Origin of the sequence: Bacillus sp. FSL K6-0255 (assembly GCF_045040725.1) — a bacterium.
Taxonomy (GTDB): Bacteria; Bacillota; Bacilli; order Bacillales; family Bacillaceae; genus Bacillus; species Bacillus subtilis.
Window position 1 is genome coordinate 3,299,598 of sequence record NZ_CP150278.1, and the last position, 25,541, is coordinate 3,325,138.

A 25,541-nucleotide genomic window follows, 5' to 3' on the forward strand; every position below is an offset into this window, starting at 1 on the left:
CACCTGAGCAAATCAGGTGTCTTTTCATTATGCTTGTTTTTCTTTCTGGAACTTTTTACTCACAAATGGATAAACGATTAAGCCGACAAAGAATAAACCGATGCCGAGGATAAATGTCGTTAAATCTGCTGTGCCTGTTACGATAACAAACACGGAGTATGCACACGCCAGTATCGCGATCAATCCGTCTCTTACACGGGAGCCTTTCAGCTGGTCATACGTTTCACCTTTGATGACTACCTTCAAGCTGTAGATTGCAGATACCAGATACGGAATTAAATATGCGAGTGTAGCCGCTGTCGTTAAAAATGTAAATGCGTCACTTATTGTCCGGGAAATAACCGAGAAAATGAAGACCTGTGACATGACGTTTGTAATAATGAGTGCAATGACCGGACTTCCCTTTTTATTTGTTTTTGCAAAAAATGCCGGAAAATCTCCTGCTTTAGCGGCTTGGTATGGCACCTCAGAGCCGAGCAAAATCCAGCCGAGCATCGTTCCGAATAAACAAAGGATAGCCAAAAGCGCCATAATCACGCTTCCCGCGTTTCCAACAATCGCATAGAGTACATCAACAAATGGTTTTTCAGAGCCGACAAGCTTATCATGCGGCAGAACACCCATCGTAATTAAAGTCACAATAATATATATGCTCAAGGCAATCAACAAGCCGGTAATTGTCGCACGTTTCACATCACGCTGAGAGCGCGCACGGCCGGACAGGATCACCGCGGATTCAATCCCGACAAACGCCCATAGTGTAGAAATCGCGGCGTTATGAACCTGGCCGCCAATTCCAATGCTTGTGCCGTTTTCCCCTTGAACCGGGAAATAAAAATGACCGAATAATGCCGTTTGAAACACAAATAAACCGGCAACGATAAAGAAGACAAAACCTAATACTTTAGAAAGCGTTGTGACAAAGTTTAATTTACTTGCGCCGTTAATGCTGGCAACAAGAATCGCGTGCGTTCCCCATAACAAGATCGTACATACGGCAAACGTCAGTAATTGGCCGAGTGTCACCTCTTGCCCGCCGATCGAAAACATCTCACGTTTATCAACCAAGATCGGGAAGAACGAAGTCAAGTAACCGGCGAGACTTGTGATGATCGCCACGTTACTGATCCAGCTCGCCACCCAGTAGCCCCACACCATTGTGAAACCGGCAGCGTTGCCTTTTTTCGGGTCAGAAAACAGCGCTCTTGCATAACTTTGCGGTCCCGCTGTCAGTTCAGGCTTGCGAATGGACAAGTGTCCGAACACAAGTGCAATCATCAGCACGCCGGCACCTGTCAAAAGCCAGGCGGACGTAGCTCCAAACGGACTCGCAATTGAAGCAAGCGAGCTCGGCAAGGAGAAAATTCCTGATCCAACCATATTTCCAACGACAAACGCCGTTAATAACCAAAAACCCCATTTTTTTGTCTGTTCCATTCCAGTACCTCCATGATTCTTTGTACGGACCAGACCCCGAGATCATATAAACGCAAAAAAAGCCTGAACAAAAGTCCATGCTTAAAGAAACACACACCCTTGATCTCCGGATAGCCCTCCGCGAAAAAGCACGCGGCAGTCCTGCACTTATTCAGATACAGTCCCAGCATAGAGAAGGATCGGCTTTCTCCACACTTCGGCGCTGATGCCTTTTACACATGTTTAACAGCCCCTGTCAGCCTGGCATGTGTGACTTATCATCCGCGCAACCTCTACCTCACTGAGAAAGAGTGAGGATTTAATTATTCAGTTACTCCCAGAAGGTTATCAAAGAAAGGATGATCTGTCAAAGGGAACAGATGGAAAATACGGATAGAGCCAAGCTCTATCCGCATGTGGTTATCGATTATTTTTCTTTTTTTGCACAGCTTCTTGAAGCGGATCATCTTTTAGAGCTGAACCAGCATCTTCAAGAGCTCCTTGGATTACGTTTTTTTCTTTTTCGGAACGTTTTCCTTTATCTTTATTAAAGAAACCCATTCGTATCACCTCTTTTAAAAAATAGGTACATGTTTAAGATACCTCTTTCCTGAAAAATTATGCGGGATATTTTTTATCGTCCAAAGTCCTGTTGATCAAACATACATTCTCTTGATATATTTGTAATTCAGAGATTTTTTGCAAAAGATAAAAGGAGAAGCGGCAAATGACAGGAAAAACACACATCATGGGAGGCATCGCTTCTTGTACGGCAGCGGCTTATTATTATGGATTTGATCCAGTGCTTATGGCTGCATCAGGCGCGGTTGGAGCATTAATACCCGATATCTGCCACACACAAAGCAAAATCGGGAGAAAATTTCCTATTTTATCGAAAGTGGTCAGCTCCGTTTTTGGCCATCGTACATTTACACACAGCTTGCTGTTTATGCTCATCATGTTTTTTATCACTTCTACATACATTCCAGATAAAAACATATCAGCCGGCCTGATGATCGGAATGGCGAGCCACTTGATTCTTGACGCTTGGACGGTGAACGGAATCAAATTATTATTCCCTTCAACGATCCGCGTTCGGCTTCCATTATATATGAAGACAGGCAGTTTTTCTGAGCAGCTCGTGCTAGCCGGCCTGACCCTTGCTTCATGTTACTACTTTTATATGCTGTTTCATGGGCGCATGTTTTAAACGTGAGTGCTGAGACTTGTCTGAACCGGCTGTTTTTAGTAGGTTTTACTTAAGAAGCATTTCATGCAGATGATCAAGAAAACGTGAGGAGTCATATTGATGAAAGGAACCTTTTTTCACAATCAGCGGTTTTTATGTTTTTCGATCTTATTTATGTGGATCAAAACGTATGTGATATATAAACTCGGCTTTGATTTGCAAATCGATACTCTGTTGGAGGAGCTAATGCTGCTGGTCAACCCGCTCAGCTTTATTCTTCCTTTATTCGGGATCGGCCTGCTTCTAAAAGGAAACAAGCAGCGGGCTTTTTTGCTGATTGCCAATTTGGTTCTGACTGTTATCTTGATCTCTAATACGATTTTTTACGGCTTTTATATCGATTTTATTACCATCCCGGTTTTATTTCAGGCCAGCAACATGAGCGATATGGGCAGCAGTGTAAAAGAACTGTTCCATCCTCTGTTTATCGCCCTGTTTGCGGATTTGGTTTGTCTGCTGCTGCTCGCCAGAAAAACGAAACAGCCGCAGACAAAAGCCGCTCCCCGCACGATCAAACGGTACTATGCAGCTTCCTGCGGCATGCTTTTATGCACACTGGCACTTGCAGAAGTACAGCAGCCGAAGCTTTTGGCACATTCTTTTGACCGGGAAATGCTAGTCAAAAGCATCGGTCTGTTTCAGTTCCATATTTACGATACAATTTCTCAGACTGTTAATATCAGCGCGAAAGCTTTTGCCGATGAAGACAGTATAACTGCCATTAAAAACTACACAGAGGCTGATTACAGCAAGCCTGATCAAAGCAAATTCGGTCTTGCAAAGGGGCGCAATGTCATCTTTGTAACACTTGAATCGACCCAAAGCTTTGTTCTGAATGAAAAAGTAAATGGAAAAGAAATTACCCCATTTATGAATGATCTCATTAAAAAAAGCTATTCCTTTGATCATTTCTATCAGCAAACAGAACAAGGCAAAACATCAGATTCAGAATTTATCGTCGCTAACTCACTGTATCCTTCCCTTAGCGGCGCCGTCTTTTTCACGAAAAGCGACCATCAATTTCATACGATGTATAAATCGCTGAAGCAGCACGATTATTATTCAGCCGTCTTTCATGCTAACCATAAAACATTTTGGAACAGAGATGTCATGTACGATACATTTGGCATTGACCGCTTTTTTGATGTTGATGATTTTCATGTCACTCCCGGGACATCGACAAGCTGGGGTTTAAAAGACAAAGAATTTTTAGAGCAGTCCGCCGAAAAGCTGAAAAGCCTGCCGCAGCCGTTCTACAGCAGTTTTATCACGTTAACGAATCATTTTCCGTTTGAGATTGATGAAAAGGATCAGCTGATAGATGAATTCGATTCAAGCAGTGATCTGTTAAACCGCTATGTGACCACGGTTCGCTATGAGGATGAGGCATTGAAGCATTTTATCAAAAAACTGAAGGACGAAGGCTTATACGAAAATTCGATGATCGTATTTATGGGAGATCATTACGGCATTTCTGAAGCCCATAACGAGGCAATGGCTGAGTTTTTAGGGAAAGACGAAATCACACCGTATGACAACGTTCAGCTCCAGCGGGTGCCGTTTATCATACATATCCCGGGAATCACCGATCAAAAGCCGGAAACCATCCCTGATGCCGGGGGACAGGTCGACGTCAGGCCGACGCTGATGCATTTGCTCGGCGTTGAGACAAAAGGCGATATCCAATTCGGCAATGATTTGCTGTCCAGCGACCGCACCCCATTCGCCGTTCTGCGAAACGGCAGCTTTATTACGAACGATTATATATACACAAAGAACACGTGCTATAGCCAAAAAACAGGTAAAGTGCTGGAAGATCAGGATGCGTGCCTCCATTACAAGGAGAAAGCAAACGAAGAACTTTCTCTCTCTGATAAAATTTTAAATGGTGACCTGCTCAGGTTTTCCGAATAAAAAAATCCCTCTATCAAGAGGGATTTTTTACGTTTCCAACATCACCTTGCCAGTCAGCTTCGTTTCATAGCCGTTTAAATGAGACAAATTCGCCTTGTATTCCTCAGAATTCAAAATCTCCTTCACGGCTTTCAGCAGCTGCTCATGTTTTTTCAAAACAACGATATCATATTGTTCGTCGATGAGCGGGATAAAATCAACACTGCCCATATGTGCCGCGTGCTGCGCCCCGATTCCCGCGTCAGCCTGTCCGCTTGAAACTTGTGAAGCGGCAGCGTAATGATCAGTCACGATATCGCTATATCCCACTACATCAGCTGGATTCACACCAAGCAAGCCAAGCTGTTCATCAAGGAGCACCCTTGCGCCAGAACCCTTTTCCCTGTTGATGATCCGGATATCGGCTCTTTTCAAGTCTTTCCAGCCTTGAATGTTTTTCGGATTCCCTTTTTTCACATACAGTCCTGCTTTGCGGAGAACGACATTGATGAGACAAAACGGTTCACCTGTCAAAATCCGTTTTACATAAGGAGCGTTATACTGGCCCGTTTCAGCATCGTACAAATGGAGGCTGACAATGTCACACTTGCCTTGATACATATCAATCAGGCTGTTTAAGCTTCCTTTGTATTTACGGAGCGGCGTCTCCTGAATGGCATTCTCCAAATGCTTGCTGAGAAGATCCATCGAAATGTCCTGTCCGCTGATCATGACATTTGGTCTGCCGTCCGGCTCAGCCTCCTGCACCTGTTTCGGCGCTTCTGTTGCAGCGATGGGCTGAGACATTCTCATATTCGTTTTATATTGCTTTAAATCTTCTTCATCCACACGCATCTGCCTTCCGACACGATAAGCAGGCAGCACGCCTTTTTTAATCAAATCATAAACGGTCAGCTTTGATACCTTCAGCAGACCTGCAACTTCTTCTATCGTATAGGAAGAGGTTTCATTCATCATCATCACTCTCCTATTTTATTATACCTTTTCGCCGAATGTAAAAAACCCACATAAACCAAACATAATCAGTTATAATTAGTTATATCTAATGATAAGGGGTGCAATCATGTTTAAGAAGTATTCTATTTTCATCGCAGCCTTAACTGCCTTTCTCCTTGCAGCAGGCTGTTCTTCAAACCAGTCTTCAACGGACAGCGAGAAAAAAGTAACGTTAACCATCTCAGCTGCCGCCAGCGCGCAGGATGCACTTGAGGAAATCCAAAAAAATTATGAAAAAGAGCATCAAAATATTACCATCCAAGATAACTATGGCTCATCCGGCGCCTTGCAAAAACAGATTTCTCAAGGAGCAGGAGCAGATCTGTTCTTCTCAGCTGCTGAGGATAAATTTAAAAAGCTGGTGGATGATGGAGATATCGCAAAAAAAGACAGCACTGATTTGGTCGGTAATGAAATTGTGCTGGTCGTACCGAAAAACGGAGATTCACCTGTGACAAGCTTCAGCAATCTGGCTGAATCAGAAAAAATCGCCCTTGGCACTCCGGAATCCGTACCGGCAGGAGCTTATGGGAAAGAATCACTGACAAAGCTGTCTTTATGGGACAAAGTGAAGGATAAAATTGTGTATGGAAAAGACGTTCGCCAAGTTCTTTCTTATGTTGAAACCGGCAATGTAGACGCAGGTATTGTTTATAAAACAGATGCCCTGGTCTCGAAAAAGGTCAACATTATTGACGAGGCAAAAGCAGATACACACAGCCCAATTGTCTATCCGTTAGGAATCGTAAAAGATACAAAACACCGTAAGGAAGCGAAGGAATTTTACGAATACCTGCAATCTGATGAAGCAATGAAAGTATTTGAGAAATATGGCTTTACTGCCGATTAGCATAAGCGCTTCAGAATTTTTCACACCCGTTGCGCTTTCCTTTCAGGTGGCGGCAGTTGCCGGAATTGTTGTCATTATTCTCGGAACACTTGCTGGAGCATGGATGTCACGGGCATCATTTTTCGGAAAAACGGCACTCGAAACATGTTTTATGCTTCCGCTCGTTCTTCCGCCTACTGTTGTCGGTTTTATTTTGATCGTCATTTTCGGAAAGCACAGCTTCATCGGACAAGCCATCGAGTGGATTTTCCAGCAGCCTGTCATTTTCACCTGGTGGGCCGCTGTGATCGCCTCGGCTGTTGTAGCCTTTCCGCTTATGTATCAATCAGCCAAAACCGGATTTGCTGACATTGATCCCGATATACAAGGTGCGGCAATGGTAGACGGCGCTAGCAGATGGAAAGTGTTTATCCATATCTCCGTCCCGCTTGCCTATCCTTCGTTACTGACCGGAAGCATCCTCAGCCTTGCACGGGCGCTCGGAGAATTTGGCGCAACACTCATGTTTGCAGGAAACATCCCCGGTGTTACGCAAACACTGCCGACGGCGATATATGTCGCATTGGATTCCGGCAACAATACCCTTGCTTGGGCGTGGGTCGTCTGTATTGTTGTCATTTCCTTTTTGATGCTGTTTTTCATTCAACAGAAAAAAACGCACTAAAAAAACTCCCCATAACGGGGAGTTTTTTGATTAAAACAGAAGCTCATCAGGATTTGGGCCGACACGCTCATCTTTATTTAATGCGTCAATTTTGTCCATGTCTTCTTGAGACAATTCGAAATCAAAAATATCAGCGTTTTCGATGATACGGTGTTCTTTAATGGATTTTGGAATGGTTACAACTTCATGCTGCAGATCCCAGCGCAAAATCACTTGAGCCACAGATTTATTGTGTTTTTCAGCAATCTGTGTCAGCACTTCGTTATCCAAAAGCTGTCCCTGCATGAGCGGAGACCACGCTTCCAGCTGAATGCCTTGCGCTTTGCAGTAATCTCTTAATTCTTTTTGCGTCAAACGAGGGTGAAATTCAACTTGGTTCACCATCGGTTTGATTTCAGCATCTTTCAACAGCTCTTCTAAATGATGAACTTGGAAGTTGCTGACGCCGATCGCGCGAATTTTGCCATCTTTGTACAGCTTTTCAAGCGCGCGCCATGTATCTTTATATTTATCTTTGCCAGGCCAATGGATCAAATATAAATCTAAGTAATCAAGCTGTAATCTTTCCAGGCTTTTTTCAAAGGCAGCAAGCGTTGTTTCGTAGCCTTGATCTTCATTCCACACTTTTGATGTGATGAAGAGCTCTTCTCTTGCCACACCGGATTCTTTAATCCCGATGCCAACGCCTTCTTCATTTTTGTAGATCGCTGCTGTATCAATACTGCGATAACCATTTTTAATTGCCGCTTTCACTGATTCAGTCGCTTCATTACCATTTTCTACTTTAAAAACACCCAGACCGAACCAAGGCATTTCAACTCCGTTATGTAACTTTACAGTATCTTTTAAACTTGTTGGCACTTGAACATCCACCCTTTCACTGAAATGTAAGCGTCTATATTATCTCACATTCCTCTCAGCCGATACCAATAATACGCTTAAGACCCTCTTTTTGCTTCTTTTTTCACAGCACAGGCAAATTCAAACGCTATTTTTTTCCTATTTTAACAATATTGAGATTACAAATACATTGAGCAGGGTATGCGTGTAGTGTAACCAAATGAAAACAAAGGAGGAAACAACTTGAAACGTATTCGTATCCCAATGACACTTGCTCTTGGTGCCGCTTTGACAATTGCCCCTTTGTCCTTTGCTTCCGCTGAAGAAAATCCTGCTCCGAAGATGTCGCAGACAACTACTGCTGGAACAACTGCCGCTGATGTAGGTTTAAACGTCAACCTGGATGTACTTGGAATTGCCAACCAGATCGCTGATGCCATCAAATCCGCACAGAATAGGGATGGCTTTGTGAAAAACCTCATGGAGTCTTCCTTCTACGCGTCCGGCCAAAAATATAATGTCATGGTCTTTAATTTAAGCCAGGAATATGAAGATCATTTGAACGGTGTGCAATTTTACGGCTCAGCCGTTTACGACGGCATTACGTATGGCATTTGGGTATTTGAAGACGGAACCTTTACAAACAAAGGCGATGGCGGCTGGATCAACTGGGCCTTCAGAGGCTGGTTCGACCGGGATGGCAGCACTGTCGCATTTCATCGCCCTTAATATAAAAAAAGCTGGCGCTCTAACGCCAGCTTTTTTGCTGCATTTATTCGCCGCCTTCAAGCATGGCGGCTTCGACATCATTAATGTATTGGCGAAGCTCATGGGAGATGTCCCGGGAAATTTCTCTTTCCTCGAAAAGTGTTTGAATTTCATTTCTGATCGCCTGTACAGCCTTCAGCTTCACTTCCAGCTTCTGATTTTCAAAATGGGCGCTTGATTTCAGCTCATGATGGCTGTGCTCCAGCCTGAAAATTAACTGTTTATAGAATGTAATGACAGATAAAAACACTTCTTTATGCTCTTCCGTCTTGTGTTTTTCCAGATATTCTATCGCTGCTTTTGCCGTTTTCACTCTTGTTGCCCGTATCAATCCCGCTTCATTTAAAATCGACATCTCCGGCTTTTTATGTTCACCGAAGAAAATCCAATACATCAGCCTCTTGAGCCTTGTTTTTGATAATCCGACTTTAAACGGGTTCGCATACAAAATTTCCAACTCGTTAAATCGTTCTTGCAGCACATTTGCTGTTTCTTCCGGGATGTCTCCCCGCTCCAGCATCTTCATCAGCGCCTCTTGCTCTGCCTTAACCCCTTGGGCACGGACTTTACGCTCGTGCTTTTTGATGCGATTAGACGATGTATATTGCTGAAAACGAAGATTTTTCATTTTCTCATTGTATTCAGCTATCACCGCAAGAGAGGCCGTTTTGTTTGTCTCATTCATGTCCTCTTTAATCGTTTGAAGGGCTGTTTTGATCAATTTGCGTCTCGCCGTCAGGAGCTTCTTGTTTCGTTCCTCGTCCTCTTCTTCTTTTTCAGTCAGAATCGGCAGCACAACGGTAGCAATGACAAGCGTGCATAAAATGACGCCGGCTGCTAAAAAGAGAATCAGATTTCTTTCCGGAAACGGCGTGCCGTCCTCCAGGAAATACGGAATGGAAAAAGAACCTGCAAGCGTTACTGCTCCACGCACACCAGAAATCGAAATTAACAGCGTCGAACGAAGACCCGGTTTATAGATGTTCTGATCTTTATTAAAGAACCATTTGCCGTTCCAGAAGAACAGCACCCACAGGAATCTCAGGAGCATTAACGTAAATGTGATGACTAGGATATAGCCGATCACCTTCATGTTGCTGATGGCAGTGTCGTTAAAGATAACAGAAATAACATCAGGGATTTGCGTGCCGAGAATAACGAAGACCAGGCCGTTCAAAATAAATAAAATAATGTTCCACGTACTTGAGGAGACGATTTGCAGCTTGATCATCGTAGATTCCAGACGATCCTGTTCAACCGCATGGGTAATACCGCCAGCCACAACAGCTAAAATGCCGGAAACGCCGATTTCTTCAGCTGCCAAATAAATCACAAACGGCGTCAGAATTTGAATCAGCATATGCATCGTGACATCCTGCATGCCAAGGCGGCGCAGAAATAGGCGAAAACGAATAATCAAAAATGAAATGACAACCCCGCACAGCAAGCCTCCGAGAGAAATAAAGACAAAGCTGACAGCCGCTTGTGCTAATGAAAATGCGCCAGTCACTGCCGCTGCAATCGCAAACTTAAAGGCCACCAGACCTGATGCGTCATTCATCAGCCCCTCACCTTCCAGCAGGCGAAGAATCCCTTTTGGCATTTTCACTCTTCCTGATAATGCGCTGACAGCGACGACATCAGTCGGTGAAAGAATGGCCGCAAGTCCAAAGGCCGCTGCCAGCGGAATAGCAGGAATCATCCAGTGAATCGTGTAGCCGCCTACAATCACAGTCGCAAATACAAGGCCGAGTGCAAGCAATAAAATCGGAGCCCTTAAATTCCAAAGCTCTGCCCGCGGTGTCCTCTTTCCATCATTAAATAGCAGAGGCGCGATAAAAAGAACAAAAAACAATTCGGTGTTTAATTCAAAATGAAGACCCTGTGGAAATGAGGCGGCAAGAATCCCAAGAGCCACTTGAATCAGCGGCACCGGAATAAACGGAATAAACCGGTTCATGATATTAGAAATCGCAATAATCGTTAATAATACGAGCACAACTAAAAATATGTCCAAATGCATGACCTCCTTCGTCTGTTGTGTGTCGGCATGATGAGCCAAAAAATCTGTTTGTCTAAAAGCCCTTGAGCTAGGGTGGCCTTGCATACGCTATGTGGTTTCGCAGGAGTTCTCTCCACACTTGTCTTCTTTTATAGTACCCTTTTTAGGGTATTTTTTCTCATGATATGCTCACAGTGAACTTTTTTGCAGCAGAGCAAATTACAGAAAAAAGAGACAGGAAGCTATTCCCTGTCTCTCTTCTTAGTTTTCTCAATCATGAAAATTCGTACCGTCAGTTGTTGCTTTAATAATGCCCGCACGGATGACAAAGTCACCGAAATGCTCGCCTTCCTCGCGTTCTTTCGCATAGCGGGAAAGAAGGACACGCAGCTCGCTTAAAATGTCTGCTTCACCGATGTTTTCACGGTACATTTTGCTTAAACGGCTTCCGTCAAACGCAGCGCCAAGATACATATTATATTTGCCCGGCGCCTTTCCGATAAATCCGATCTCACCGAGTGCATGACGTGCACAGCCGTTCGGACACCCTGTCATACGAATGGTGATTTCCTGATCACGAAGGCCGTTTTCGTCAATAATCTCTTCAATCTTATCTAACAGGGTCGGCAAATAACGTTCTGCTTCGGCCATTGCCAATCCGCAGGTCGGAAGAGCGACGCATGCCATCGAGCTGCGGCGAAGCGCTGAATAATGCTTGCCGTCAGTTAATCCGTATTGTTCAATTAAAGCACTGATTTCTTCTTTTTTATCGCTTGAAACGTTCGCAATCATTAAGTTCTGATTGGCCGTCAGCCGGAACTCGCCTGTATGAACTTTGGCGATTTCCCGCAAGCCTGTCATCAGTTTATAGTCATCGTAATCTGTTACACGGCCGCCTTCGACAAACAGCGTAAAATGCCATTTATCCTCAATGCCTTCCACCCAGCCGTAACGGTCGCCGTTATGATCGAAATGATACGGCTTCGCTTCTTCCAGGCTCCAGCCGAGACGGTTTTCCAATTCTTCTTTTACGTTTTCTAAACCGAGGCGGTCAACTGTGTATTTGAACCGCGCATTTTTACGGACAGAACGGTTGCCGTAATCACGCTGAATCGTAATCGTTTTTTCAGCAACGTCATACATTTGCTCAGGCCGGCAGAATCCGATCACCTTGGCTAATTGCGGATATGTCGCAGTATCGCCATGCGTCATTCCCATACCGCCGCCGATCGCCACGTTAAAACCGATCAGCTTGCCATCCTCGACAATCGCAATGAATCCTAGATCTTGAGAAAAGACGTCAATATCATTAGACGGCGGAACGGCAATACCGATTTTAAACTTCCGCGGCAGATAGAGCGGTCCGTACATTGGCTCGACTTCTTCCTCCGGCGTGCCGGCAACTCTTTCCTCATCAAGCCAAATTTCATGATAGGCTCTCGTCCGCGGCAGCAGATCATCACTTAACTTTTTAGACCACTCGTATACCTCTGAGTGGATTTCAGATTGATAAGGGTTTGATGCACACATGACGTTACGGTTTACGTCTCCGCAGGCTGCGATCGTATCCAAAAGTGCTGAGTGGATCGTCTGAATGGTTTTCTTCATGTTCCATTTCAGAATTCCGTGCATTTGGAATGTTTCACGTGTCGTCAATTTTAATGTGCCGTTCCCGTATTTCTGGGACAGGTCATCCATGACAAGCCATTGTTCAGGCGTCGAGACGCCCCCTGGCATACGCACGCGCAGCATGAACTGATATGCGGGCTCAAGCTTCTGCTTTTGGCGTTCATTTCGGAGGTCACGGTCATCCTGCAAATAACTGCCGTGGTGTTTCATCAGGCGGTTGTCATCATCCGGAATTCCGGCACTGATTCGATCGAGCATCACTTCTTTCAGCGTGCCGCGCAAATAATCACTTTCTTTTTTAATGCGTTCAACATCACTAGGAGAGCCGTCCGGTGCTTTTAGAATTTTGGTCACCATGTTGAAAAACTCCTTTCAAGTCAAATCAATATACATCACGCTGATAGCGTTTTTGCTGCTGCATATCGGCAAGATAAGCCTCCGCTTCTTCGCGGCTCATATTGCCTTCTTTTTCGATAATTTCAAGTAATGTGTGATGGACGTCATGCGCCATGTGCTTTTCATCTCCGCAAATGTAAACAGCCGCTCCTTCTTGAAGCCATTCAAACAATTCTGCGCTGTGTTCGAGCATGCGGTGCTGCACATATACTTTTTCTTCCGTATCACGTGAGAACGCCACATCCATTTTTGTCAGCACACCGTCTTTGAGCCAATTCTGCCACTCTGTCTGGTAAAGGAAATCCGTGACAAAGTGCTGATCGCCAAAGAACATCCATGCCTTTCCTTCCGCTCCCGTCTCCTCACGCTCCTGCATAAAGGAACGGAAAGGTGCGACGCCTGTCCCAGGGCCCACCATGATAATCGGTGTTTCAGGGTCTTTCGGAAGCTTAAAGTTTTGATTGTGCTGTACATAAACCGGCAGTGTGTCACCCGGCTGCAGACGTTCCGCGCACAAAATCGAGCAGACGCCTTTTCGTTCACGGCCGTGCGCATCGTAGCGGACTGCGCCGATTGTTAAATGCACTTCATCCGGATTTGCGGATAAACTGCTTGCAATCGAATAAAGGCGGGCAGGCATTTTTCGCAAAATCGAGACAAACTCCTGCGCAGATACACTAAATGGGCCATAGTCACGGACGAGATCAAGCAAATCGCGCCCTTCAATATAGGCTTTTACATTCTCCTCATTTCCCGGGGCTAAAAGCTCTCTAAGCTCATCGTTCCCTGTCAGCTGGGCTGCCTGTTCAAGAAGCGGTTTTGTGAGAACGGTAATCTCATAGTGAGAAATCAGCGCTTCTTTCAGCGGACGGACATCACCTTGCTTATTAAGCGTCACAATTTCTTCCGGGTCCCAATTCATTTCCTTAAGGAGCAGCTCGACAAGTTCCGGATCGTTTTCCGGATAGACGCCGAGGCTGTCACCAGGCTCGTAAGTCAGGCCAGATCCTTCAAGAGACAGCTCCACATGACGTGTTTCTTTATTTGATCCTCTGCCGTTTAAATTTAAATTTTCTAACACTTCAGCCCGAAACGGGTTTGTTCTGGAATACGAAGACTCACCGGTTTGTGACGCAGCCGCCGACGCAGGCGCGGCGTTTCCGCCCCCAGCTTCATTTAATCCTTTCAATACACCCTCAAGCCATTCGGCTGCCGGTTCATCATAGTCAAGATCGCAATCAACGCGCGGAGAAATCCGTTTTCCGCCGAGTTCTTCTAAGCGCTGATCAAATTCTTTCCCTGTCTGGCAGAAAAATTCGTACGAACTGTCACCAAGCGCCAAAACGGAAAAGCGCAGGTCTTCAAGCTTAGGCGCCCGTCTTCCGTGCAGAAATTCATGAAACGACAGCGCGTTATCAGGCGGCTCACCTTCTCCATGCGTACTGACGACGATTAAAAGATTGGTTACCTTCTTCAGCTGATTCGGCTTAAAATCGCTCATGGATGAGACGGTCACTTGAAAACCGCTCTGTTCAAGCTGCTTGCCGGCATTTTCTGCAAGCCCCTGTGCGTTTCCCGTCTGTGAACCATAAAGAACGGTCACTTCTTTTGAAACGGCTGATGCCGCCGCTTCCGCAGACACAGCTGCCGCCGGCGCACCCGCAGATTCTTGGGCGGAAACAGATTGAGCGGATAAATATCCGCTCAGCCATATTTTCTGGGATTCGGTCAAGGTCGGCAGAAGGCGGTTAAGGAGCTCTGCCTGCTCCTGATTAAACGGACTGTTCATTACCTGAAGTTGCAACGTATCCACCTCACAAAGTTATAAACTGATCGAAAATTGCATCTAATTGAACTTTACCGGAATACTAGGCTTAAGTAAAATATATTTACATGATGATAACTATTAAGAATCCTAATGATAAAACGGCTATGCTTCATGTAAATAGAAAAAAGAGAAGGACTCCCTTCTCTTCATTCAGCCATCTGATATAAGTGAGGCGGCACAGCGGTTACAAACGGACTGGCTTCACCTGTATAAAATACTGCCAGCATGTGCATCGCACGGGTGCACGCAGTATATAAAAGCCTGCGGTCGTGCTCTGTATGATAGTGTTCTTCAGATGCATCATAGACAAGCACTGCGTCAAATTCAATTCCCTTCGCTAAATACACCGGAATCACGCAAACACCCTTTTGAAATGGTTGATTTTCTTTATGAATCAGGCGAACATCTGTATATTCACTCATGTGGGCGTGCGCCTGTATGCATTGCTGCGCAGTCTTGCAGATGACGGCTATTGTTTCGCGCCCTTTTTTCTTGAGCCGGCCAATTTCTTGCGCGAGCTTTTGGCAAAGGCTCTCATGTCCTTCAGTTTTGACAACGAGCGGCATTTCCCCGCTTCTATTAAACGGCTCAATATCCGCTCCATCTTGAAGCATCGCTTTGGTAAACTCGACAATCTGCCTTGTTGATCTGTATGTTCTCTTTAAACGAACATACTCAGCAGGATCATCCTCAAAGCACGCATCCATACGCTGATCCCCGTGTATGGTATGCGCGTAGATGGACTGATTGATATCACCGAGCACTGTCATGCTGGCAGCCGGAAAAATACTTCTCATGTAAGCCATCTGAAACGGTGAATAGTCCTGGGCTTCGTCAATAAATAGATGTTTGATCTTCGTATTTTTCTTTCTGCCCTCAATCAGATCCTGCATATAAAGAAACGGTGCCGCGTCCTCATAGAGCAATTTATTATCCGTAAATGCCGAACGGGTCAGCTCACCTATCACGGCCATCTTCTCATGCTGAAATTTCCCTCCCCAGCCAGAAAACAATTGCAAATACAGCTGTGAAACATCAAGAAATGCAAGGAGCCTGACTGCCTGCTTGAGCGGTTTGAAAGCTTTTTTCACAATGATGGCGGCAAGCAGCTGCTGCTCTCTTTGATAATCGTTAAACGTACTCTCGCTGAACCGTTTCCTTTCCTGCAGTTTTTTGTACACGTCCAGGTAGTCCTCTTTGTCAAGCAGCTCAGCTTCATGAACAACCCAATCCTTTCGCCGTTCCTTTTTCTCAAGCTTGTTAAGCTCACTCAGCAGCCACTTCGCGGTTTGCTCCATCCGATTCGGAATGGAGTGATTTTGATCCAATGAGTAAAAATAGGATTGAATTTGCTCCTTTGTGATCAGCTTTTGTCCGCGGAATATAATATTTTTAAAAATCATCCCTTCAGAGGAAAGCCGTGTGACGTATTCATTAATGAATTGCTGAAAGGATAAACCCGCCTTCCATGTGATTCCCGCAAGCCTTGTTGGAAAATCGCCTCCCTTTGTTTCGGTCAGGCAATATTCGAGCTGATCAAAGGGGCTTTCACATTTGAACTTGCGGCCAAGACGATGCTCGATATATTCCTGAAACGTCGCCTGCTCCATATTCTCTTCTCCTAACTCCGGCAAAACAGAGGAGACATAGCTGTTAAATAAGAAGTTAGGAGAAAACAAAACGATTTGTCCGGCATCAATGACACCGCGGTGCCTGTATAACAAATAAGCGACACGCTGAAGCGCAGCCGATGTTTTCCCGCTGCCAGCCGCTCCCTGCACGATCAGGACCTTGCTTTTTTCATTACGGATAATCTGATTTTGTTCTTTCTGAATCGTAGACACGATGTTTTTCATTTGGGTATCGGAGTGATGGCTTAATACCTCTTGCAGCATTTCATCACCAATCGTCATATCGGTATTAAACATCGCCTTGAGATCGCCGTTTTTGATCATAAACTGGCGTTTCAGCACCATTTCCCCTTCTATCGTTTCACCGGGCACCTCGTACTCCGCTTTTCCTGGGGAATAATTGTAGTACAAACTTGATATCGGCGCCCTCCAGTCATAGATTAGAAAGTGTTCCTCCTTCTCATCCAAACAGGAAGCTAAACCGATATAAATTCGCTCTGCCTCCGCCTCGCCGTTTTCAATAAAATCAATCCGGCCGAAATAAGGCGATTTTTTCAATCGATGAATTCGTTTGAGCTGCTGATCCATGCGCCGATGATTCTGTTCCCGATCAGACAGCAGCTCTGCCTGCTGCTTAATGCTTGCCATCGTTTCAATCGCTTCATGGGCATCATCAAAATTAACCTTAACATCCTCCCAAAAGCTTTTTCTTAATCCGATGATATCATGCTTCAACCCGCCCGCAGACGTTTCCAGAAACCGCTCTTTTTTTTCGAGCTCCTGCAGCACCTCATCTATTCTCGACTGCTCTTCCTTCCATTCCTTATCCTGCTGATTCATGAACGGCACCTCCAGAAAATAGTTGACAAACATAGATGAAATACTGTAAAATATAATTGGATACATATATCGAATGTATGACGAAACTGGCAAATACAATTTATCTTAGCACATTCACCCAATACCAATCAAGGTTTGGGTTATTTATATGCAGAAAAAACCGATTTCAACTCGAAATCGGTTTTTTCTCTTATGATTTCACATTGATCACTGTTGGAGGTGCTTTTCTTAGGTTGCGAATCTTCTCTTTCATCAGTATCGATTCCTTATTCCATTCAATCTTCGATATAATATTTCTTTTTCATTTTAAAAACACCGCAGAGCTTTACCGTGTTTGTCTGTTCATCTAACGTGAAGAATGACTAAACTGGCTGTTATTGTCATCTTCCATAAAGCAACTACATCCTTGCTATCGTATCTATAGTCGCAGTAAAATAGTCATTTTTCATCCAATTTCGACATATTTCAACAAATTGAAGTTTTTCATTTGGGAGAATAGGACGATGTTACATTATTTCTCTCAGTTTATGATATAAACATGAAGAAAGAATCAGAATTAGTTAGGAGGAAATACTCAGTGAAGAAAAAGCTATCTATGATGTTGCTGGCATTCGTCGTAGCCGTAACAAGTTTTACTGCTATTGACCTAGTAAACAACAAAGCGGAAGCTAAAGATTGGGTTAAAAAAGGGCAAATATGGAGTACTCATTACCATTCGGGCTCATTTAAAAACTATACTTACTCGCCAACATTTCAGATTTATTATCCGGGACGAGGAACTTGGGCCAACATGACAGCAAACGGATCAGGCAGCGGGAAAATCACAGCAACTCTGCAACAAAAGACAAATAAAGGCTGGAAAAATGTTAAAACTTTTTATGCAACGAAAAAAGGCTCTACAAATTTAAGTTACAAACAAGCTTCTAAAAGCTACAAAACAAAATACAGATTCAAATTCACTAACACAGGAACTAAAAAAACCATCAGCTATACCTTTTGGGCTACCTATTAATTTCAAATAGCTTTGCTCTGCGCGGTCAGCATTCGAAAAGGACTTTTTATTTGATCCCGGCAGGCTACCATAAAAGAAACCTCTCCATGACGGAGAGGTTTCTTTTATTTTACTGACTATCTAAGCGAAAAGAACGGTTTGGCAGCTTCCAATTAAACATATAGGAACAAATCCGGCAAACAACGAGCACGAAAAACAGAACGTATAAGCCGAACGAGTTTCCCAGCCAGCCCAAGCCGACGATTAAACCGCCGAGAGCCGCCCAGACTGCATAAATTTCTGCCTTCAGCACAAGCGGTTTGCGCCCGGCAAGAAGGTCGCGGATGATTCCGCCCCCGCTTCCCGTCAGCACCGCAGCCACGATCACGGCACTAAGCGGATGGCCCATTTTGACAGCATACAGTGCGCCTTGGATAGCAAAGGCAGCGAGGCCGATCGCATCTGATAAATTGCCCCACTTATTCCAATGCTTCAGCAGCAGCTTCGGAAACAGAAACACAATTGTAATAGATAAAAGCGCGATTTGAAAGTACGCTCCCTGCTCCCATAGCGCTGACACCGGAACACCGATCAGCAAATTGCGGATCGCTCCTCCTCCAAAAGCGGTGACAATCCCTAATATATAAACTCCTAAAATATCATATTCCTCTTCCATCGCAACAATTGCGCCGCTGACTGCAAACGCAATGATGCCAATCACACTGAGCAGCTCCCAAGCCATTCTGATGACTCCCTTTTATGTTTGTTAAATTTTCTGACGACCTCTAGATTTTATAATCGCTCAAGCGTAAAATCAATAACATTTTTATGAGAAAAAAAGATAAATTTAGAGGGAATGCCGCATTGATGAATGGCATGAGTTTGCGAAATTAAAAAAGCGCCCGGCATACGCGGGCGCTTTTTTTGTTATTCAGATTTTTCGCCTTTCAGCAGGCACATAAAAATGATAATCAGGATAAAAGCAATCAGGGCCAGGAATGGAATCGTAATAAAACCAAACCAGTTAATATATTGGCCCGAGCACGGCACGCCGCTGACACATGGCTTAATGCCGCTAAAGCCGGGCACTTTTTGCTCTAAGTAATGCATGATCGAAATGAATGCCCCTATAATCGCCATCGGGAGCACATATTTTTTCACTCGTGTGTCCCCTTGAAAGGTGGCGATGCCTAAAATCAGGACGAGCGGATACATGAGGATACGCTGGTACCAGCACAGTTCACATGGAATAAACTTTCTGATTTCACTGAAATACAGGCTGCCCAGCATAGCGATAAGAGCCACAACCCAAGAAGCATATAAAAATACGATTCTATTTTTCATATCGTTACTTCCCTTTCAGCTCTTTTTCTATTGTCTCTTTGATTTCATCATAATCCGCAAAATTTTTGATCACTTTATCATTGACGTAAATCGTCGGTGTTGCCTGTATGTTCATTTTTTGATTAAGGTCAGAATCCTTTTCCACTTGAGAAGCGAATGTTTCCTTATCAAGATTTTCCTTGAGCGTCTCAGGTTTTATCTTTGTGGTGCTTTTTGCAAGATCACCAAGGAGGCCTGGGGTTACCCATTCCTGTTCCGTATCCGGCTGTTTTTCGAACAGCTTTTCATGGAAATCCCAGAAAGAGTCAGGGTCTTCCTTCCATACTTCTTCAGATGCAAGAGCCGCTAACCTTGAACCTTTTCCATGGAACATGACGTTCACGAAAGAAAATTTCACATCGCCCTTATCAATAAAGTCTTTTTGTATTTTTGGAAAGATGTCACTGTTAAACACCTTGCAAGACGGACATTTGTAATCTCCGAATTCTACTACAGTTACCGGTGCATCGTCCTTGCCAAGCACAGGCTGCCCTTTGATAGACGGCTGCCCGGACACCGCATCATTACCTTGTTCCGTTTTGTTATTAATGATGACAATGGCTGCTAGCAATACAACAACCACAACCGTAAGGATGACCGCGAATTTCGCAGAAGACTGCTGTTTCTTTTTCACTCCGACACCTCATCGTTTTAAAATTAAAAAAGAAGCGGATCGCAATTGACCCACTTCTTTATTTTAACAAGACAAGCGCTGATAAGAAAACCCCGAAAAAATGAATTCTCTCCGACAATTTATTTGTTTTTGAGACGCATGACGCGCATGGCGTTCGCCACAGCAAGCAGTGTAACGCCGACATCTGAGAAAACCGCTTCCCACATGGTCGCAATTCCAAATGCACCAAGAATGAGAAAGATCGCTTTCACACCTAAAGCAAAGCCGATGTTTTGCCACACGATTCGCCGTGTCCGTTTCGCAATCCGAATCGCTTCCGCTATTTTTGACGGCTGATCTGTCATCAGCACGATGTCTGCGGCTTCTACTGCGGCGTCTGAGCCAAGGCCTCCCATCGCGATCCCTATATCTGCGCGGGCAAGCACCGGCGTATCATTGATGCCGTCACCGACAAAAATGAGTTTTTCATTAGGTGAAAGCTTAGCTTCCAATGCTTCGACCTGCGCGACTTTATCTTGCGGCAGCAGCTCTGCATATACCTCACCAATCCCAAGCTGTTTTCCGACGGCTTCTCCCGTTTGTTTCGAATCACCCGTCAGCATAGCTGTCTGTTTGATCCCAAGCGACTTCAGATCAGCAACCGCTTGTGCTGCGTCTTCCTTTATCTCATCCGCTATGATGATTGCTCCGGCATAGCGTTGATCAACAGCAACGTGTACGATTGTTCCAGCATTTTCATCCGGGACATCCTCAATTTGTTCTCTTTCCATGAGCTTTTTATTCCCAGCAAGGATCTCAGTTCCATTTACCTTTGCAAAAATGCCGTGACCGGAGATTTCTTCGTATGACTCAATCTCATCGGAGGAAAGCATTTTCCCGTAAGCTTTACGCACAGATTCAGCAATCGGATGCTGTGAATGAAGCTCAGCGTATGCCGCCGCTTCAAGTAATCTATCCTTTGTAAAACCTTCCGCGGGTTTGATTTCTGTCACTTCAAAGCTTCCTTTTGTTAGTGTTCCCGTTTTATCAAACACCGCGTATTTGACTTGATTCAAAGCTTCTAAATAATTGCTTCCCTTTACAAGCACTCCGGCCTTTGAGGCCGCTCCGATTCCGCCGAAGAAACCGAGCGGAATGGAGACAACAAGCGCACAAGGACAAGAAATCACTAAAAAGATAAGCGCGCGGTACACCCAATCGGAAAGCGCGGCGCCAGAAAGAACAAGCGGCGGAACAAAGGCCAGCAATACCGCGATGATCACAACAGCAGGTGTATAATACTTGGCAAACTTCGTGATAAAGTTTTCTGTCCGGGCTTTACGGCTGCTCGCATTCTGAACCAAGTCTAATATTTTTGATACTGCTGATTCCTGATAGCCCTTTGTGACTTCAATATGCAGAACGCCGTTTTGATTGATAAAGCCTGACATTACATCTTGTCCTTCCGCAGCTTTTCTCGGAACGGACTCACCTGTTAAAGCAGATGTATCAACCATCGCTGACCCTTGCACGACCTTACCGTCCAGGGGTATGCTTTCTCCCGGATTAACCACAATGATGTCTCCTGTCTGAACGTCCTCCGGGGAAACCTGTTCGATGCCGTTCTTTGTTTTGAGATTGGCGTAATCAGGCCGTATGTCCATTAACGCACTAATTGATTTTCTGGAACGGCTGACCGCGGCACCTTGAAAAAGCTCACCGATTTGATAAAACAGCATAACGGCGACGCCCTCAGGGTATTGCTGAATCAGAAAGGCGCCGATTGTAGCAAGAGCCATTAAGAAATGCTCATCAAACACCTGACCTCGGATGATGTTTTTGACTGCACGGATCATAATATCACCGCCGATGATCAAATAAGCAGCGAGAAAAAGGAAAAGTTCAATGGTTCCCGAATGAACCAAATATGCCGCTGCGCCGAGAATGACAGCCGCCGCCATTCTCATCAGCATATTGACCATTCGATTACGATAGCCATCATCAGCTGATTTCTTTATATGCTTTTGGCGAACCGTTACATGCGGATCAATTGATTTCACTTTTTTCTCTACTTTATTCGTGACCCATTGCTCTTCTTTCCCATCGGCTGAGACAGTTAAGGTGCTTGCCGCAAAATTTACCGCGCATCCGTCAATGCCTTTTATGCCTTTGACTCCATTTTCGATTTTTTGGGCACAATTGCTGCAATCCAAACCGTCCAGAACGTATTCCTGTTTCACTAGTCTCACCTTACCTTCCGATTTAGGGTTCCCTCTTCAAAGTGTATCAATGAGTATTGTATTTATTTTATATATATGAGCATATACTCATATATAAGTTACACCTATTATATGTTGTTTTCCAAGAAAGTGTCAATGAAAAACAAAAACCGGCATATAGCCGGTTTTTCATTTTACTTTTTGCAGACGAAGAGCATTCAGAACAACGGAAACGGAGCTGAATGCCATTGCTGCTCCTGCTATCCACGGTGCTAAAAATCCAAGTGCTGCGATTGGGATGCCGAGGCTGTTATAGCCAAGCGCCCAGAATAAGTTTTGTTTAATGTTTTTCATTGTCAATCTGCTCATGCGGATTGCGTCGGCAATGCTGTTCAGATCGCCGCGAATCAGTGTAATGTCTGCTGTTTCCATGGCAATGTCCGTTCCAGTTCCAATCGCCATGCCGATGTCAGCTGTGGCAAGCGCCGGCGCATCGTTAATTCCGTCGCCTACCATTGCCGTCTGGCGGCCTTCTTTTTGTAGGCGGGCGATTTCTGCTGCCTTTTGTTCAGGAAGGACTTCCGCAATGATATTCGTAATTCCCGCTTCCTTCGCAATGGCTTCTGCAGTTCTGCGATTGTCTCCTGTCATCATGATGACATCAAGGCCCAACTCTTTCAGACGGGCAACAGCCTTCCGTGACGTGTCCTTAATCGTATCTGCAACCGCTACTAGCCCAGCTGCTTCTCCATCAATGGAAACAAGCATAACGGTTTTTCCTTCTGCCTCTAGCTCTTCCATTTTGGCGAGAAGAGTCCCATGCTCAACCTGTTCGCTTTCCATTAATTTTCTTGTGCCGACGAGAATGCTTTTTCCTCCGGCTTCAGCCAAAATGCCTGCGCCGACTTTTGCTTCAAAGCGGGTAAGTTTCGGTATCTCAAGCCCTTTATCTTTCACGCCAGCAATAATCGCTTCGCCAAGCGGATGCTCTGATCCCGTTTCCGCTGCCGCTGCAAATTGAAGCAAATCTTTTTCTTCAAAACGGCCGAATGGAATGGCATCCGTCAGACGCGGCTTCCCGTTTGTCACGGTTCCGGTTTTATCAAGAACAATTGTATCGAGACGATGTGTTTTTTCTAAATGCTCGCCGCCTTTAAATAAAATCCCGAATTCAGCAGCGCGTCCAGATCCAGCCATTATGCTCGTCGGAGTGGCAAGACCGAGGGCGCAAGGACAGGCAATGACAAGAACCGCAATGAACTTGCTGATCGCTTCGGCAAAATCGCCAGGAGCCGCCCAAAGATACCAAATGAGAAAAGTGAGAACCGCAATCCCCAATACAATGGGTACAAAAATGCCTGAAATCTGGTCAGCGAGACGCTGGATCGGCGCTTTTGACCCTTGTGCTTCCTCAACAATTTTGATGATATGAGAAAGCGCAGTATCCTTTCCGACGTTGACAGCTTTAATTTTCAGGAAACCGTTTGCGTTAACGGTTGAACCTGTCACGCTGTCACCAGGATTTTTGTCAACAGGAAGACTTTCTCCTGTAATCATCGATTCGTCAACTGCTGAGCGGCCTTCAACCACTTCTCCGTCGACAGGAATTCGTTCGCCAGGTTTGACGTAAACAATGTCATTAACAAGCACTTCGTCGATCGGGATAATTTGCTCCTGTCCGTCTCTTACAACAGTCGCTGTTTTCGCTTGAAGCTTCATCAGCTTTTTAATCGCATCCGAGGAACGGCCTTTTGCTTTTGTTTCAAACAACTTGCCTAATAAAATCAGCGTCAGCAAAATCGCGCTTGTTTCATAGTAAAGGCCGTCTGTATGCCCGTGAGAGCCAAGGCTTTGAAAAGTAAGATAAAGACTATAAGCGTAAGCAGCCGTCGTACCGAGGGCGACCAATACATCCATATTGGCGCTTTTATTTCTGAGCGCCTTATAGGCACCCACATAAAACGGCCAGCCGATCAGAAACTGGACTGGTGTCGCCAGCGCAAATTGCATCCACGGATTGAGAAATATATCCGGTACCCAAATGAATGATGTAAATGTAAAATGGCTCACCATCGCCCAAAGCAATGGAAACGACAGGACAGCTGAAAAAATCAGTCTCGCCGTTTGCTTCAGTTCTTCTTTCTTTTTAGCAGCAGCAGCCTCACTGTCCTGTTCACCCTTCAACTTTAGCTTATATCCAAGCTTATTTACCGCTTCTTTCAAATCGCTGACAGACGCTTCTTTCGGATTGTATTCGACCGTAACTGTTTCTAAAGCGAAGTTTACTGGAGCATTTGCGACGCCTTCTATTTTGTTAAGCCGTTTTTCAATCCGATTGGCGCAAGCCGCACAGGTCATGCCCTCAATATCGAATTCAGCTTTTTCTGTAACGACGTGATAGCCCAGCTTCTCTATTTTTTCCTGAATCGCTGCAGTCCCTGTTTCAGCAGGATCGTAGATTACATTTGATGTTTCCGTTGCCAGATTAACATTTGCATCCGTGACACCGGGCATCCGCTTCAGGCCTTTTTCAATTCTGGCAGCACATGCCGCACAGGTCATACCAGAGACCTGCATCGCGATTTCCTTTTGTTCACTCAACATACTCACTCCTTTATATACACCTGGGGGGTATATAAAAATGAAAGAAATATCGCGCCTCCCTAAAGGCGCGATACCTTGAATCACTCAGCTACGTCATAGCCCTGATCTTCTATCGCATCCGCAATATCTTTGACTGATACTTTGTCAGCATCAAACGAAACATCGACTTTACCCGCTTCCAGATTGACATGAACGGCACTGACGCCGTCCAGTTCTCCTACGCTCGTTTCTACTGCTTTGACGCAGTGCTGACAGGACATTCCTTCAACTTGCAATGTTTTTTGTTCCATATTAATTCCTCCTGTTTATTCTTTGTATTTTTATCCTACCATACCCCCGTAGGGTATTACAATAAAAAAACGCTTTATGATTTTGTGAACTTTTTAAATACGTCCAAAAGCTCAGAAATGGCCTGTTCCCCGTCTCCGCTTTTGATGGCATCTGCTACACAATGATGGGCATGATCCTCAAGCAAATGAAGCGCCACATTTTTCATTGCCGCCTGAACAGCTGAAATTTGCACAAGAATATCTACACAATATCTGTCGTTTTCCACCATGTTTTGAATGCCTCTGACTTGACCCTCAATCCGCTTAAGCCGGTTTGTAATCTGATCTTTTTCTTTCGAGCTTTTATGGTTTAATGTTTTATGTTCGTTATGCTTTTCCATGCGCACACCTCTGTTTAATGATATTAATTCCCATTATA

At 44.8% G+C, this 25,541-nt stretch carries 21 protein-coding genes and 1 riboswitch; of the genes, 6 read left to right on the forward strand and 15 right to left on the reverse strand.

The window, feature by feature from the left end; all coding sequences use genetic code 11:
* Nucleotides 1-27: 27 nt before the first annotated feature.
* Together MHB62_RS17275 and sspJ are read right to left on the reverse strand one after the other, a co-directional pair.
* Complete coding sequence (locus MHB62_RS17275; RefSeq protein WP_003228445.1) at nt 28-1,437, reverse strand: amino acid permease; 1,410 nt, start codon at nt 1,435-1,437, stop codon at nt 28-30.
* Between the two features lie 103 nt (nt 1,438-1,540).
* A riboswitch (Lysine riboswitch) is annotated at nt 1,541-1,720 on the reverse strand.
* 116 nt (nt 1,721-1,836) lie between these two features.
* Entirely contained in the window at nt 1,837-1,977 is a 141-nt protein-coding gene (sspJ, locus tag MHB62_RS17280; protein ID WP_003221612.1) for a small acid-soluble spore protein SspJ, read from the reverse strand.
* A gap of 166 nt (nt 1,978-2,143) precedes the next feature.
* On the opposite strand from sspJ, the gene MHB62_RS17285 reads away from it, so the two are divergent.
* Entirely contained in the window at nt 2,144-2,626 is a 483-nt protein-coding gene (locus MHB62_RS17285) for a metal-dependent hydrolase (RefSeq protein ID WP_003228444.1), read from the forward strand.
* A gap of 99 nt (nt 2,627-2,725) precedes the next feature.
* The gene (locus tag MHB62_RS17290; protein WP_032722503.1) at nt 2,726-4,579 is read left to right on the forward strand and encodes an LTA synthase family protein; all 1,854 of its coding nucleotides are present in this window, start codon (nt 2,726-2,728) and stop codon (nt 4,577-4,579) included.
* Between the two features lie 27 nt (nt 4,580-4,606).
* On the opposite strand, the gene MHB62_RS17295 is transcribed toward MHB62_RS17290, so the two are convergent.
* Nucleotides 4,607-5,533 (reverse strand): substrate-binding domain-containing protein, encoded by a 927-nt coding sequence (locus MHB62_RS17295; RefSeq protein WP_032722838.1) that lies wholly within the window; start codon nt 5,531-5,533, stop codon nt 4,607-4,609.
* A gap of 109 nt (nt 5,534-5,642) precedes the next feature.
* On the opposite strand from MHB62_RS17295, the gene modA reads away from it, so the two are divergent.
* Nucleotides 5,643-6,425, forward strand: a complete 783-nt coding sequence (modA, locus tag MHB62_RS17300) for a molybdate ABC transporter substrate-binding protein (protein ID WP_032722504.1) — start codon at nt 5,643-5,645, stop codon at nt 6,423-6,425.
* Complete coding sequence (modB, locus tag MHB62_RS17305; RefSeq protein ID WP_142402756.1) at nt 6,397-7,089, forward strand: molybdate ABC transporter permease subunit; 693 nt, start codon at nt 6,397-6,399, stop codon at nt 7,087-7,089. The genes modA and modB overlap by 29 nt, the downstream gene beginning before the upstream one ends.
* Before the next feature lie 30 nt (nt 7,090-7,119).
* Here the strand turns inward: modB and pgoN are convergent, their stop codons facing one another.
* The gene (gene pgoN, locus MHB62_RS17310) at nt 7,120-7,950 is read right to left on the reverse strand and encodes a glyoxal/methylglyoxal reductase (RefSeq protein ID WP_015483687.1); all 831 of its coding nucleotides are present in this window, start codon (nt 7,948-7,950) and stop codon (nt 7,120-7,122) included.
* A 222-nt stretch (nt 7,951-8,172) separates the two neighbouring features.
* Here pgoN and yvgO point away from each other — a divergent pair, with 222 nt between their 5' ends.
* On the forward strand, nt 8,173-8,658 hold the full coding sequence (yvgO, locus tag MHB62_RS17315; RefSeq protein WP_003243913.1) for a stress response protein YvgO: 486 nt from the start codon (nt 8,173-8,175) through the stop codon (nt 8,656-8,658).
* Nucleotides 8,659-8,701: 43 nt separating this feature from the next.
* Here the strand turns inward: yvgO and MHB62_RS17320 are convergent, their stop codons facing one another.
* The 4 genes from MHB62_RS17320 to helD all read right to left on the reverse strand — a co-directional run bounded on the left by MHB62_RS17320 (nt 8,702) and on the right by helD (nt 17,023).
* Complete coding sequence (locus MHB62_RS17320; RefSeq protein WP_032722508.1) at nt 8,702-10,714, reverse strand: Na+/H+ antiporter; 2,013 nt, start codon at nt 10,712-10,714, stop codon at nt 8,702-8,704.
* A 255-nt stretch (nt 10,715-10,969) separates the two neighbouring features.
* Entirely contained in the window at nt 10,970-12,685 is a 1,716-nt protein-coding gene (gene cysI, locus MHB62_RS17325) for an assimilatory sulfite reductase (NADPH) hemoprotein subunit (protein ID WP_021480597.1), read from the reverse strand.
* 25 nt (nt 12,686-12,710) lie between these two features.
* Nucleotides 12,711-14,528 carry an assimilatory sulfite reductase (NADPH) flavoprotein subunit gene (locus MHB62_RS17330; RefSeq protein WP_032722511.1) on the reverse strand — a complete coding sequence of 606 codons (1,818 nt, stop codon included), beginning with the start codon at nt 14,526-14,528 and terminating at the stop codon, nt 12,711-12,713.
* Nucleotides 14,529-14,698: 170 nt separating this feature from the next.
* Nucleotides 14,699-17,023 carry a DNA helicase IV gene (gene helD, locus MHB62_RS17335; RefSeq protein ID WP_032677046.1) on the reverse strand — a complete coding sequence of 775 codons (2,325 nt, stop codon included), beginning with the start codon at nt 17,021-17,023 and terminating at the stop codon, nt 14,699-14,701.
* A 577-nt stretch (nt 17,024-17,600) separates the two neighbouring features.
* Here helD and MHB62_RS17340 point away from each other — a divergent pair.
* Nucleotides 17,601-18,035, forward strand: coding sequence for a hypothetical protein (locus MHB62_RS17340; RefSeq protein ID WP_014477979.1), 435 nt, complete (start codon nt 17,601-17,603; stop codon nt 18,033-18,035).
* A 109-nt stretch (nt 18,036-18,144) separates the two neighbouring features.
* On the opposite strand, the gene MHB62_RS17345 is transcribed toward MHB62_RS17340, so the two are convergent.
* The 7 genes from MHB62_RS17345 to csoR all read right to left on the reverse strand — a co-directional run bounded on the left by MHB62_RS17345 (nt 18,145) and on the right by csoR (nt 25,503).
* Nucleotides 18,145-18,756 carry a trimeric intracellular cation channel family protein gene (locus tag MHB62_RS17345; RefSeq protein ID WP_032722513.1) on the reverse strand — a complete coding sequence of 204 codons (612 nt, stop codon included), beginning with the start codon at nt 18,754-18,756 and terminating at the stop codon, nt 18,145-18,147.
* 185 nt (nt 18,757-18,941) lie between these two features.
* Nucleotides 18,942-19,358: a disulfide oxidoreductase gene (locus tag MHB62_RS17350; RefSeq protein WP_003228417.1), complete on the reverse strand. Its 417-nt coding sequence runs from the start codon at nt 19,356-19,358 to the stop codon at nt 18,942-18,944.
* Between the two features lie 4 nt (nt 19,359-19,362).
* Entirely contained in the window at nt 19,363-20,031 is a 669-nt protein-coding gene (bdbD, locus tag MHB62_RS17355) for a disulfide bond formation protein BdbD (protein WP_003228414.1), read from the reverse strand.
* 119 nt (nt 20,032-20,150) lie between these two features.
* Nucleotides 20,151-22,259, reverse strand: coding sequence for a heavy metal translocating P-type ATPase (locus tag MHB62_RS17360; protein ID WP_142374218.1), 2,109 nt, complete (start codon nt 22,257-22,259; stop codon nt 20,151-20,153).
* A 159-nt stretch (nt 22,260-22,418) separates the two neighbouring features.
* Nucleotides 22,419-24,830 carry a copper-exporting P-type ATPase CopA gene (copA, locus tag MHB62_RS17365; RefSeq protein WP_015714705.1) on the reverse strand — a complete coding sequence of 804 codons (2,412 nt, stop codon included), beginning with the start codon at nt 24,828-24,830 and terminating at the stop codon, nt 22,419-22,421.
* Nucleotides 24,831-24,913: 83 nt separating this feature from the next.
* On the reverse strand, nt 24,914-25,123 hold the full coding sequence (copZ, locus tag MHB62_RS17370) for a copper chaperone CopZ (RefSeq protein ID WP_003228406.1): 210 nt from the start codon (nt 25,121-25,123) through the stop codon (nt 24,914-24,916).
* Between the two features lie 74 nt (nt 25,124-25,197).
* A complete protein-coding gene (csoR, locus tag MHB62_RS17375; RefSeq protein WP_003228404.1) occupies nt 25,198-25,503 on the reverse strand; it encodes a copper-sensing transcriptional repressor CsoR in 306 nt (101 codons plus the stop codon).
* Nucleotides 25,504-25,541 lie beyond the last annotated feature (38 nt).